Genomic DNA, 12,581 nt, shown 5'->3' with positions numbered 1-12,581 from the left:
GCAAAACCCCCGGTCGGGGAGCCGACCGGGGGTTTGAGTATTCTCATGTTCGGCGGCCCCTCGAAGGTGGGCGCCGTGTGGGTATCGGCGCCTAGTGGCTAAACCAATACCCAAAGTAATAGCTGGCAGGTGCCACGCAGCCGGCAACGGCAAGCACAGGGCGCAGGCTGCGACCGGTGTGGTTGGCGTGGTTGCGGGTGTGTTTCGGCATGTTGCTCTCCAGTGAATGACCCCGAGCTTACTTCAGTTGGTGCGGGCCATTCAATGGATAAATGCTATGGAGCTGATCATTTATTTTTGTACTGAATGGTTCAATGGCCGTAGCGCCCGACCAGGCTCTGCGCCCCCAGTGCGTGGCCTTGCAGCAGCTCCAGCAGGCCGTTGCGGTCCAGGTCTTCGGGCAATGTACCTAACGGCAGGTCGGTGGCGATCAGGGTCAATGCATAGTGGTGCGGGTTGTCGCCGGCGGGTGGGCAGGGGCCACGGTAGCTGCGGGTGTCCCTCGAGTTTCGGCCCACGGTCAGGTACTGCCCGCTCAGCCCGGCCATACCTTCCTTGAGCCCATCCTGTTCGGGGTCGATGTTGTAGGCAACCCAGTGCACTACGCCGACACCCTTGCCGCCGTCTGGGTCGAACATGATCAGGGCCAGCGATTGGGTGCCTTCGGGCAGGTTGTCCCAGCTCAGTTGCGGGGTGCGCTCCTCGCCGGCACCGCAGGCCGGGTCCAGGCCAACCTGCTGCAACGCAATCACGCCACCATCGGTGAACGACGAGGAGCTGATCGACAGCGCGCCTTGGTTGCTGCTGTTAGCCAAGGCCGCGCAAGGCATCAGGGCGGCGAGCAGCCAGGGTTTGAGGTTCATGGCAACTCCTTGGCAGGGCGTTGGAGCGCAGTGTAGCCCAGGCCCGCGTCAGTGGCTGTCCTGGTCCTCGGCGGTGCCACCGCTGTACCCGGCGCCGGAGCCCGTGGCTTCGCCAGTGCTGTTGGAACCGCCGCTGGCGCCGTCGGCGGCATCGGTATTGCTGCCGGTGTCGCTGCTGTCGTTGCTTTTGCCACTGCCGGGGCTGTTGACGCTGCTGTCATCACCGGCGGTCTTGCCGCCAGACTGGTCGGTTTGCGGGCGGCTGTCGGTATGGGTATCGGTGGCGGCGAACGTAGTGCCGGCGAGGCTGGTCAGGGCCAGCGCCAGACACAGGGAGAGCGGGCGAATGCGGATCATGGGACGTCTCCTTTGCGGATGATCTGTCATTCGTTTGGCTGGGGGTGTGAGGAGGGGTGCCTTCTGGGCGACGAGTGGTCGCAGGGGAGGGGCCGCTGTGCGGCCCCTGGGGTCAGTGCGTTTCGCTACGGGCAGCCTGCACGGGCTCCACTGGCTCCAGCGGCGGATGCTCCTGGGCCGCATGCATCAGGTCTTCGGTCACCCTCAGCTCGGCGCCGGTTGGCGAGAAGGTCGTCGAAGCGGTGAACGGGGCTGGGTGCTCCGCGGCCGGGCGCTTGCCACGGCGCCACATGAAGAAGCACACCATGGCCAGGTTGACCACGGCAAAGGCCCAGAACAGCCCGGCCTCGCCAAATTCGCTCATCATCGGCGAAATGGCCACCGGCGCCATGGCCGAACCCAGCGAGTTGATCAGCAGCAGGCCCTGAATCATCGGTACCAGCGCATCGGAAGGCGCGCGGTCGGCCGCGTGGCTGACCGCCACCGGGTACAGGGTGAACACGCCGCCACCGAGCAGGAACAGCATGGCCGGCAGCAGGAACGAGTCCGACGGCAGGAACACCGTGATCAGCGACAGCACCACGCACAGGGCAGCCAGGGCAATCAGCACATCTTGGCGGTCCTTGCGGTCGGACCAGCGCCCGACCGGGTATTGCAGCAGCATGGCACCCAGGATCACCCAGGCCATCATGTTGCCAACTTCCCCTACCTCCAGGCCGATGCGTTGCAGGTACAGCGGCAGCAGCGCATAAATACCGGCAATGGCCACGCCCGAGCCGAAGCAACCGACCAGGCCCGACGGCGCCACACCCAGCAATTGGCGGGGCTTGAGGGGTTCGACCTGGTCCAACAGCGGCGACACCCGCGGCAGGATCACGATTGGCAGCACCGACAGGGCGGCCAGCACGCCAGCCAGCATGAAGGGTGCGGTTTCGCCCAACTGGGTAATTTCGCCAAGGCCGGCCTGGGCGATTACCCCGGCACCATAGAAGGCGATCATGTACAGCGCCAGCAAGCGACCACGGATTTTCGCGTCACCGGCCAGCAGCAGCCAGCTTTCGATCACCAGGAACACGCCGACGGCCGCCCAGCCATTGATCAGGCGCAGCACAGACCACCAGGTGACGTCATAGAACAGCCCCTGCAGCAGGATGGTCACGGCGATCAGCGAGGCGAAGCTGGTATAGGCGCGGATGTGGCCGATGCGCAGGATCAGCCGGTCGTTGAAGATGGCACCAAGGGTCAGGCCGATGAAGTAGGTCGACGAGACGATACCAATGGTGGTGGCGGACTCACCGGCAGCGCCCAGGCGCAGGGTGGTCAGGGAAGACATGAAGCCGTTGCCCAGGGCGATGATGAACAGCCCGAGCAGGGGCGCCAGCGCCATGGCCAGCAAACGCGGAGACATACGTACCTCTAGTTGGATGAGCGGAATGAGCGCCTTCTCGGACGCGCACACCGGCTCAGCCCAACAAGGGGCGAGTGGCGACACGGATGCGACCTGGGCAAGACTCAACCGCTGGGCCTTTTGGGAAGGGGCCGGGCGGGGAGGGTTGAGCCTATTTCACATGTGCGTTCATGTGTTCAGGCGCTGACTCTGTCTTTGCTGCTGGTTGCCACCGTTCAAGGCGACGGGCGAAAAGGAAGCGGGATTCTACGGGCTTGGAAGCTTTTGCCCAAGGGGCAACGGTATGCGACGAGACGCCGCAGTCTGTGGGCGACATGAAAGTGTCTTTTACAGACAATCTTGAGGGCTGCTCCGGCAGGGGTGAGGTTATCTGGGCAATCTTGCAGACTGCTGCATAATGCTGAACCCACACCAAGGAAGGCCCCCATGTTCGCGTCGTTGTTTGCAGTCCTGGCCCCGGTATTCATCGTCGCCGGCATCGGCTATATCTGGGCCCGCAAGGGCCTGGACTACCCCACCGAGTTCATCGCTCGGGTGGTGATGACCGTTGGCACACCGTCATTGGTACTGTCCACCCTCAGCCGCACCGAGCTGGACCCCGCCGCCTTCACCAGCATGGCCATGGCCTGTCTGCTGTGCACCCTGGGCATGGCCATGGCCGCTTTGCTGGTGTGCCGCGTTTCGGGGATGCACTGGCGGGTACTGCTGCCGGCGTTCATGTTCCCCAACACCGGCAACATGGGGCTGCCGATCAGCCTGTACGCCTTTGGTGAACATGGCCTGGCCCTGGCCGTGGCGTTCTTTCTCACCCTCTCGATCGTGCAGTTCACTATTGGTATGGCCATTTCCGGCACTGCCGCTTCGCTCAAGGCTTTGCTGCGCAACCCCATCGTGATCAGCCTGGCCGGTGCCATGCCGATCATATTTCTGGACTTCGAGCTGCCGCGCTGGCTGGCCAATACCGCGGACTTGCTGGGTGGCATGACCATTCCGCTGATGCTGCTGACCCTCGGGGTATCGCTGGCCAGCATTCGCCTGCGCCATGTTGGCAGTGGCATGCTGCTGGGTGGTTTGCGCATTGGCCTGGGGGCCGGGGTGGGCTGGGCGGTGGGCGCAGCGCTGGGTATGGAGAGCCTGGAGCGTGCAGTGCTGGTGGTGCAGTCGGCGATGCCGGTAGCCGTGTTCAACTACCTGATGGCGGTACGGGCCAACCGTGAGCCGGAGCAGGTGGCAAACCTGGTGATGTGCTCGACAGTGCTGTCGTTTGCCTGGTTGCCGGTGGTGTTGGCCTGGTGGATGTAGGGCAGTGGCCACGACATCTTCCGGCCCTTTCGCAGCACAAGGCTGCTCCTACACGCACTGCCTCGTATTTGCAGGCGATGCCGTCGCTGTAGGAACAGCCCTGTGCCGCGAATGGCTCAGAAGTCTACACTGGCCGACAATCGCAGCACTCTCGGCGTACCTTGGGTCAAGTAGTTGTTGGAAGTCGACGCCGAAGCCCAGTACGCCTTGTTCGCCACGTTCTCCACGTTGGCGCGCAATGTCACTTGCTTGTCATCGACCTTGAAACGGTAGCGTGCGCCCAGGTCCACTCGGGTCCAGGCCGGAATGCTCAGGCTGTTGGCCGCATTCACATACTGGCCACCCGTGCGCAGCAAGCGGGCACTGAGCGCGGCGCCTTGAATGCCAGGCACGTCCCAGTCGGCACCCAGGTTGTACTGGAAGCGTGGCACGCCAGCGGCGCGGTTGCCGTCGTTGCTGCCATAGGCCGTGTGCTTCTGCTCGGTGTGCATGAATACCGCGCCTGTCAGCAGGCGCAAGCCGTCGACGGGCTCACCAAACAGGTTCAGTTCCACGCCTTTGTTGACCTGCTCGCCGTCCATGCTGAATGTGTCCAGCGCAGCGCCCGGAGCGCGGTAGGTGACGCTGTTGGGCTGTTCGATGCGGTACACGCCCAAGGTGGCGCCAAAACTGTTCCAGTCCAGTTTCACCCCAGCCTCGACCTGCTTGCTGCGCTTGGGCGGGAACACCTCGTTGGCATTGCTGACACTCGACGGTGCCGTCGGGCCCTGGGCCAAGCCCTCGATGCGGTTGGCATAGAACGACACATGCTCCCAAGGCTTGATCACCAAGCCATACACCGGTGTGGTGATCGACTCGTCGTACGGCGTGTTGCGCACCCCCGTGGCGGTCGCCCAGCTGTCGACGCTGATCGATTGCCGGCGCACACCCACGGTCAACAGGACGCGGTCATCAAGAAAACCCAGGGTGTCGGACAATGCGACGCTCTTGTTGCGGTTTTTGCCGACGATGCGCGGGTCGTGCAGGTCGCTGCCAAAGTAGGTGTCGGTGGGGCGCGGCACTTTCACCGGGTTGTACAGGTTGCTGTCATAACGCTTGCTGGCAGCCAGTGCCTCGTAGGCCGAACGCTGTTCACCCCACATGGCTGACAGGCCGAAATTGACCCGGTGGCTGACCGGGCCGGTGGCAAAGCGGCCATTGAGCCCGGCGACGGCGCTTTTGTTGTCCTCGTCGTGGGGCGAATACAGAAAACCGCCGCGCGCGGTGCCGTTCGCGTCGCTGACGTACAGCGAGGAGTATTCGCCGTTCTCACGCGTGTGCTTGGCGCCGGCGCCGGCATACAGCATCCAGTTGTCGTTCAGGTCGTACTCGGCGTTGAGCATGCCGTAGGTGTCTTCCAGCTGCGACCAGCTCCAGGCTTGCGAATAGTTGTCACGCGCTGAAGGCGCGTGGGGCACCTTGCTGCCGGTGGGGTAGATCACCGCGCGGCCCTGGTTGATGCGTTCCTTCTGGTAGCCCAGATCGGTGGACAAGCGCAGCCGCTCGCCACGGTAATCAAGGGCCACGGCAACCAGGGTGGAATGCTGGGCTTCGTCGTCCACGCCAGTGCCGCCGTCATGCTGGGCCAGGTTGATGCGGGCGCCGAAACGATTGTCCTCACCAAACCGCGTGCCCAGGTCGAGATGGCCGCCAATGTTGTCGCCAGTGGCATAGTCGAGGGTAACGTGCCGTGTGGGGGTATCTTCGGCGCGCTTGGGCACCAGGTTGATTGCACCCCCAATGCCGCTGCCTTGCGGTGCGACCCCATTGAGGAAGGCACTGGACCCTTTGAACACCTCGACTCGCTCGAGCGCTTCGGTGGTCACGATCTGCCGCGGCAGTACGCCGTAAAGGCCGTTGTAGCTGATGTCGTCGGTGTTCAGCGGCAAACCGCGAATGGTGAACACTTGCGAGAAGTTGCCGAAGCCCGCCGACTGGCGCACCGACGCGTCATTGAGCAACACGTCACCTAGGGTGCGGGCCTGCTGGTCGGCGATGGTCTTGGCGGTGTAGCTGGTAACGCTGAACGGCACGTCGCTGATGGCCTGGTCGCCGAGCACGCCCAGGCGCGCGCTGCGGGCTACCTGGCCACCTTGCCAGGTGTCGCTGCTGGCGGCCAGGTCGCTGTTGATGGTGGTCGCACCCAGTTCCAGGGCATTGCCCAGGTCGACCGTCGGCGCCAAGGTATAACCGCCGCTGTCGGTGGTGATCAGGCTGTAGCCACTGCCGGCCAGCAGGCGGGTGAAACCTTCCGGGACGCTGTAGTTACCCTGCAGGCCCTGGCTTTGTAGGCCGTTGAGCAGGGCCGGGTCGAACGACAATGGTACTCCGGCGCTGGCGGCGAAGCGCGCCAGCACGTCGGCCAGTGGGCCAGCGGCCAGGTGATAGGTGCGCGGGGTGGTGTCGGCGGCCATCGCCGTGGGGGCCAGGGCGGCCATGGCGATGGCAAGGCTCAGTGCCTTGAAGGGCAGGCGGTACGGCTGGCGGGGCGTCATGCAAGCATCCTGTGGGTGCAGAAAATGAAGGTTCTGCACTCATCACCGGACGACGCAGGTAAAGGTATCACTGACTTTTTCGCGGTCCCTGTAGGGGCGTGTCAGCTTAGGGGCTCCACCGTCACCCAGTAACGGGTCAAACCCTGGATTGATACAGGTAGGGTGTCACCCAGCAGCCGCAAGCTGGCGTCGGTGTCTGCCACTGGAAAGGCGCCCGATACCTTCAGCTCGCGCACTGCCGGGTGGCAGCGCAGCACGCCTGGGCGATAGCGACCTAACTCCAGCAACAGGTCGGCCAGGCGCATGTCGCGCGCCAGCAGCATGCCGTGCTCCCAGGCCAGGTCACCGGTTTCCAGCGCTGAGGCGGGCAGTACTCGGTCGGCATCGAAAGCGCTGCGCTCGCCAGCCTTGAGCAACAGGCTTGCGGCATGCAGCGGGCGTGTAGCCACTTCGCCTTCAAGTACGGCCACCCGGGTCAGCGCGCCATCGATACGCACGCTGAAGCGTGTGCCCAGCGCAGTCGCCTGACCATGCAGGGTGCGCACTAGCAGCGGCCGCGCCAGGGTGGCAGGGTCCTTGGCGCTGGTGAGCAGAATCTCGCCCGCCAGCAGGTCGATGCGGCGCTGTTGGGCGTCGAAGGTGATATCGATGGCTGTGTCGGTGTTCAGCAGCACCTGGCTACCGTCGGCAAGTGTCAATGCGCGTTGCTCACCGACCGCGGTGCGCGCATCGGCGGTCCATTGCTGCCAAGGCGTTTCACGCCAGGCCAGCCAGGCCGTGGGTGCTGCCAGCAGCCACAGCCCCAGGCGCTGCAGGGCCTGGCGACGGCTTACCGCCCCGTTGCGGCTCAGGCGGCGCAGGGTTTCACCGGTAACCGGGTTGGGCAGGCGGCGGAAATCACCGAGGATGGCTTCGGCACGCTGCCACGCCTGGGCGTGCTGGGCGCTGCGTTGGCACCAGGCCTGGACCGCACGGCGATCGTCCTCGGTGGCGTTGCCCGACTGCAGCTGCACCAGCCAGTCAGCGGCTTCGCCAAGGATCAGTGGGTCGATGCGCTGCACCATCAGTCGATGCTCAGGCAGGCAAGGAAAGCCGTGCGCATGTCGCGCTTGATGGTGATCAGCGAAACCTGCAGCTGTTCTGCAATTTGTGCGTAGGTCAGCCCGTCCAGCTGCGACAGCAGGAACACCTGACGTACACGGGCCGGCATGTCGCGCAGCATGGCGTCGATGCGGTACAGGGTTTCGAGGATCAGCCAGCGCGTTTCCGGCGAGGGCACCTCGGGTTGCGGCAAGTGTGCGATGGCTTCCAGGTAGGCGCGCTCGACTTCCTGGCGGCGCCAGCGGTCGATCACCAGGCCCTTTGCGATGTGGGTCAGCAAGGCCCGGGGTTCATTGCCGAAAAAGCTGTTGCCCTGCCGGCTGAGCAGGCGCACGAACGTGTCATGAGCCAGGTCGGCGGCATCGCAGGCATTGCCCAGTTTTCGCCCCAGCCAGCCCTGCAGCCAGCCATGGTGCTCGGTGTACAGCGTCTGGACTTGCAGGTTCAGGGTAGGGTCGGCGGGCGGCATGACGGGCGCGAGGCTCCGGGCGAAGGGTGCAATTAAGAATTGATCGCATTCTAAGCGCCATCCACGGAGCCTGGCAATGCGCAGGCACTACAAGGCTTTGGCCAGAAACGCCGCTGTACGGCTTTCGCTACAGCCAGCCACGACTTGCGGGATGCCGTTGACCACCACCTTGCCCCCGGCATCGCCAGCTCCCGGCCCAATATCGATCACCCAGTCGCTTTGCGCCACCACACGCATGTCGTGCTCGACCACTACCACGCTGTGCCCGCCCTCGACCAGGCGGTTCAACTGCACCAGCAGCCGGTCGATGTCCTGCGGGTGCAAACCGTTGGTGGGCTCATCCAGCACATACAGCGTTGCCCCGCGGGCGATGCGTTGCAGTTCGGTAGCCAGCTTGATCCGCTGCGCCTCGCCACCGGACAGCTCGGTGGCCGGTTGGCCCAGGCGCAGGTAGCCCAGGCCGATATCCTGCAGCACTTGCAGGCAACGTCGCACCGGTGGCTGTTCGGCAAATACCTGCAGGGCTTGGTCGACGGTCATCTGCAGCACTTGCGCGATGTTCATGCCTTGCCAACTCACCGCCAGGGTTTCGGGGTTGTAGCGGGCGCCATGGCAGGTTGGGCAGGGCGCGTAGACACTGGGCATGAACAGCAACTCGACGCTGACGAAACCTTCACCCTCGCAGTTGGCGCAGCGGCCCTTGGCAACGTTGAAAGAAAAACGCCCAGCGTCGAAACCCTGCGCCTTGGCCTGCTCGGTGGCGGCGAACAGCTTGCGTACATGGTCGAACAGGCCGGTATAGGTGGCCAGGTTGGAGCGCGGTGTGCGGCCGATTGGCTTCTGGTCGACCTGCACCAGGCGCTTGATGCTGCCAAGCCCCGCACTCACCTGGCCGCTACTGGCCTGATCAGGTTCGTCTTCCAGGCTGTGTTCTTCGGGCTCGCCACGTTGCTCGGCATGACCCAGGTGTGCCCCTACCAGTTCCAGCAGGGCCTGGCTGACCAGGCTGGACTTGCCAGAACCGGAAACACCGGTAACGGCGGTGAAGCAGCCCAGCGGGAAGGCAGCGCTGAGGTTATCGAGGTTGTTGCGCGTGATGCCTTCAAGCTTCAGCCAGTCGCAGGGCTGACGGGGGGCGCGTTTGGTCTGGGGCGGGGCGCTGAACAGGTAGGCACGGGTGCATGACTGCTCGACCTCGGCCAGGCCCGCAGGCGGCCCGCTGTAAAGAATGGTACCGCCATGCTCGCCGGCAGCCGGCCCTACATCCACCAGCCAGTCGGCGCGGCGCATGGTGTCCAGGTCGTGCTCCACCACATACACCGAATTGCCTGCATGCTTCAGGCGTTGCAAGGCTTCGAACAGCGCTTCGCTGTCGGCTGGGTGCAAACCGGCCGATGGCTCGTCGAGCACGTAGATCACGCCGAACAACTGTGAATTCAGTTGGGTAGCCAGGCGCAGGCGTTGCAGCTCGCCGGAGGACAACGTCGGGGTGCTGCGCTCAAGTGCCAGGTAACCAAGGCCCAGGCCGAGCAATGTGTCGATACGCTCCAGCAGTTCGTTGGCGATGCGTTGGGCGGCCAGGCGCTTTTCCAGCGTCAGCTCATCCTGCTGCAGTGTCAGGTAGTCTGCCGCCGCCACCTTGCGCAACACTTCGGCCAGCGCCTGCAACGGCAGGTGCGACAGCTCGGCGATGTCCAGGCCGGCGAAGGTCACGCCCAGCGCGTCGCGCTTCAGGCGCTTGCCCTGGCACAGCGGGCAGGGGCTGGGGCGCATGTACTGAGCCACGCGCTTGCGCATCTGCGCGCTTTGCGAGTGCATGAACGTATGCAGCACGTAACGCCGTGCACCCATGAACGTGCCTTGGTAGCTGGGCTCCAGTTTGCGCTTGAGTGCGTCGCGGGTCTGCGCTGGGGTCAAGCCGGCATACACGGGCGCGGTAGGCGTTTCTTCGGTGAACAGGATCCAGTCGCGTTGCGCCTGGGGCAGGTCGCGCCAGGGAATGTCCACGTCATAGCCCAGCGTCACCAGGATGTCGCGCTGGTTCTGCCCCTGCCAGGCCATCGGCCACGCGGCCACCGCCCGCTCGCGGATAGTCAGCGACGGGTCGGGGACCATGGTCGCTTCAGTCACTTGGTAAACCCGGCCCATGCCGTGGCACTCCGGGCAGGCGCCCTGAGGTGTGTTCGGTGAAAAGTCCTCGGCGTACAGCATTGCTTGCCCGGCCGGGTAGTGGCCCGCGCGCGAGTAGAGCATGCGGATCGAGCTGGACAGGGTGGTGACGCTGCCCACCGAAGAGCGGGCACTTGGCGTACCACGTTGCTGTTGCAGGGCCACTGCCGGCGGCAGGCCGTCGATGGCATCCACGTCGGGCACGCCAACCTGGTCGATCAGGCGCCGGGCATAGGGCGCTACCGATTCGAAATAGCGGCGCTGGGCCTCGGCATAAAGCGTGGAGAAGGCCAGCGATGACTTGCCCGAACCGGACACGCCGGTAAACACCACCAAGGCGTCGCGAGGGATATCGACATCGATGTTCTTCAGGTTGTGCTCGCGGGCGCCACGGACGCGGACGAAACCGGTGGGAGAGGGTGAGCGTGGCGGCATCTGAGCGGTCCTTGGCAGTTTGGAGCGCTCACGTTAGCAGCATTTGCCGAGGCTGTACTGGCCTGCGCCCTGGCAAGTCGGTGCGCGAAGAGGCCGGGTCGGCCCGAACGAGTATCAGGACCTTGGTTCGCGAGTGCCTAGCACATCACGAATGTTGTCCACCACGTTGCTGTCTTTGATCACATCGCTCAGCCAGCCCTCCAACGGCATGTTGCCCCACTTGATCGCACGTTCGATCAAGTAAGGTACCGGGCTCTGCGGCTCGCTTTGCTTGAAAAACTGGGCGATGCCCGCAAGCATGGTGAAAGCCTCGTCGCGGGTCAGTGGTGTCGTGCGCATAGGGGCAGGCGCAGAGGCCTGGACGGGCGTGTTCATCGGTTCACCTGCTGCGTCAGTAGAGACAAAGATGGCCTCGGGTTCTGCTACCGCCACCGCTGCGGGGTGCAGCTCGACGCCGCGATCCTTGAGCAGTTTCTCCGCCAGCTGGCTGGCGCGCGACAGCATGTCGGCAAGGCTGGCGAAGCTGGGCGCCTCGTGGCCGAACAGGCGGTCGGCGCTGGCCTGCAGGCGTTTGCACGCATTCAGGCTGGTGCCGATCTGCAGCGCCTTGGCACGCAGGTGATCAGTGTCGCTCAGCGCTACCGAGCGCTGGAAAATCTCGGCGTTGATCTTGCCTTCGTTCAGTGCTGTCTGCATTGCCTTGGGGTTCTGCAGGGCGAGGTTTTCGACGTGGCGTGACTCGTCATAGCGCAACACGCCAAAATGCTGCCCTTGGGTAATGGGCAAGCCACCGGCAATGTCGGTGAGCGTGGTCTTCAGCCAGGACAGCCGCGCCGCGCGCTCGTCCAGGCCGTCTTCAAGCGTTGGGAACAGGGTGTCCCAGAAGGTATCCAGAAGCTGTTCGGTCAGCTCTAGGCCAAAAGTGATGCCTTCGAAGTGCTCACGCTGGGCCAGGCCCTCGCTGAGCCAGGCCACCAGCATCAAGTCTTTGCTGTGCTGCGCCAACCCTTGAGCCGACAGGTTGATTACCTGCTCCCAGTCGGCAGTCTTCAAGTCGGTTTGCCAGTCGCCCTGGGTCAGGTAGTCAGGGTCCGCCCGGCGGGCTTCCTTGATCTGGTCGAACAAGGCAGAGAAGCTCAAGTCTTCGCCACTGCCACCTTCGATGGGTGCGGCCAGTGTGGCCAGCGAGAGGTCATTGAGGATTTCAGGCATATAACACTCTGGACATGGCTGATGAACAGCGTGCCAGAAAACCTGGCACGCCGCGCAGTACAGGCCGCCGAAGCGGCCCATGGCTTAGGCGAACACTTTGTTCGCGGTACGGTCCCAGCCACCGACGATGTTGCCGCCGGCCTGGCCGTCGGTGCGGTTCTGCTGGGTGTAGGTGGTCTTGATACGGGCAAAGTTGAAGCTGATTTCTTCTACAGGCAGGTCGCTGACCGCCTTGTCTTCACCGCCTTGGTTGCCACCGGCGATGAACTTGACCGACGACACCACGACTTCTTCCATGTCGATGGTCAGGTAGGTGACCTTGTCGCCACCGGCGCGGTTCACGTTCAGCTTCAGCTTGGCGATGTGCTTGCCGGTGCAGCAGTGCTCGAACAGTTTGGCCGAAGCCTTGTCGACGGCCTTGCGGATCTTGAAGTCGCTCAGGGCAACACGCTCGGAAGACGCACCACCCGAGGAGCTGGCGGTAGCCGAGGTTGCCTGGGTGGCGCCGTACTCGTAGCCCAGCACTTCGATCCAGTCCTTGTGTTTTTCATCCAGTACTTCGCCTGGGATGCCGTCGATTTGGATATACGCGTCAAATGCCATTGTGAAACTCTCCATTAACAACGTGTAAAGGGTTGCTCATGCGCCCCTTGGTTTTGACCTCGCCGGGCATACCGGCAGAGGTAGCTTGCCGCCACCCGGGCCTCCTCCTGTGAGGCCCGGGCGACCGG

At 64.0% G+C, this 12,581-nt stretch carries 10 protein-coding genes; 1 reads left to right on the top strand and 9 read right to left on the bottom strand.

Features of this window, described 5'->3' with window-relative positions; translation table 11 throughout:
• Positions 1-311 precede the first annotated feature (311 nt).
• The 3 genes from AB5975_24775 to AB5975_24765 all read right to left on the bottom strand — a co-directional run bounded on the left by AB5975_24775 (position 312) and on the right by AB5975_24765 (position 2,628).
• On the bottom strand, positions 312-863 hold the full coding sequence (locus AB5975_24775; protein ID XDR19683.1) for a YbhB/YbcL family Raf kinase inhibitor-like protein: 552 nt from the start codon (positions 861-863) through the stop codon (positions 312-314).
• 48 nt (positions 864-911) lie between these two features.
• A complete protein-coding gene (locus AB5975_24770; GenBank protein XDR19682.1) occupies positions 912-1,220 on the bottom strand; it encodes a hypothetical protein in 309 nt (102 codons plus the stop codon).
• A 112-nt stretch (positions 1,221-1,332) separates the two neighbouring features.
• Positions 1,333-2,628 carry an MFS transporter gene (locus tag AB5975_24765; protein ID XDR19681.1) on the bottom strand — a complete coding sequence of 432 codons (1,296 nt, stop codon included), beginning with the start codon at positions 2,626-2,628 and terminating at the stop codon, positions 1,333-1,335.
• 426 nt (positions 2,629-3,054) lie between these two features.
• Between AB5975_24765 and AB5975_24760 the strand changes: the two genes are divergently transcribed.
• Complete coding sequence (locus AB5975_24760; GenBank protein ID XDR19680.1) at positions 3,055-3,930, top strand: AEC family transporter; 876 nt, start codon at positions 3,055-3,057, stop codon at positions 3,928-3,930.
• Positions 3,931-4,046: 116 nt separating this feature from the next.
• On the opposite strand, the gene AB5975_24755 is transcribed toward AB5975_24760, so the two are convergent.
• From AB5975_24755 to AB5975_24730, 6 genes are all read right to left on the bottom strand, one after another.
• Positions 4,047-6,464 (bottom strand): TonB-dependent siderophore receptor, encoded by a 2,418-nt coding sequence (locus AB5975_24755; GenBank protein ID XDR19679.1) that lies wholly within the window; start codon positions 6,462-6,464, stop codon positions 4,047-4,049.
• Positions 6,465-6,565: 101 nt separating this feature from the next.
• Positions 6,566-7,528 (bottom strand): FecR domain-containing protein, encoded by a 963-nt coding sequence (locus AB5975_24750; GenBank protein XDR19678.1) that lies wholly within the window; start codon positions 7,526-7,528, stop codon positions 6,566-6,568.
• Positions 7,528-8,034 (bottom strand): sigma-70 family RNA polymerase sigma factor, encoded by a 507-nt coding sequence (locus tag AB5975_24745; protein XDR19677.1) that lies wholly within the window; start codon positions 8,032-8,034, stop codon positions 7,528-7,530. The genes AB5975_24750 and AB5975_24745 overlap by 1 nt, the downstream gene beginning before the upstream one ends.
• 87 nt (positions 8,035-8,121) lie before the next feature.
• Complete coding sequence (locus AB5975_24740) at positions 8,122-10,638, bottom strand: excinuclease ABC subunit A (GenBank protein XDR19676.1); 2,517 nt, start codon at positions 10,636-10,638, stop codon at positions 8,122-8,124.
• 114 nt (positions 10,639-10,752) lie between these two features.
• Positions 10,753-11,850, bottom strand: a complete 1,098-nt coding sequence (tssA, locus tag AB5975_24735) for a type VI secretion system protein TssA (GenBank protein XDR19675.1) — start codon at positions 11,848-11,850, stop codon at positions 10,753-10,755.
• A gap of 84 nt (positions 11,851-11,934) precedes the next feature.
• Positions 11,935-12,453, bottom strand: a complete 519-nt coding sequence (locus AB5975_24730; protein XDR19674.1) for an Hcp family type VI secretion system effector — start codon at positions 12,451-12,453, stop codon at positions 11,935-11,937.
• Between the last annotated feature and the right edge of the window lie 128 nt (positions 12,454-12,581).

It is taken from the genome of Pseudomonas putida (genome assembly GCA_041071465.1).
In the GTDB taxonomy this organism is placed as follows: Bacteria; Pseudomonadota; Gammaproteobacteria; order Pseudomonadales; family Pseudomonadaceae; genus Aquipseudomonas; species Aquipseudomonas putida_P.
Note: the sequence above shows the minus strand (reverse complement) of the source record. Positions and strands in the feature narration are given on the sequence as shown.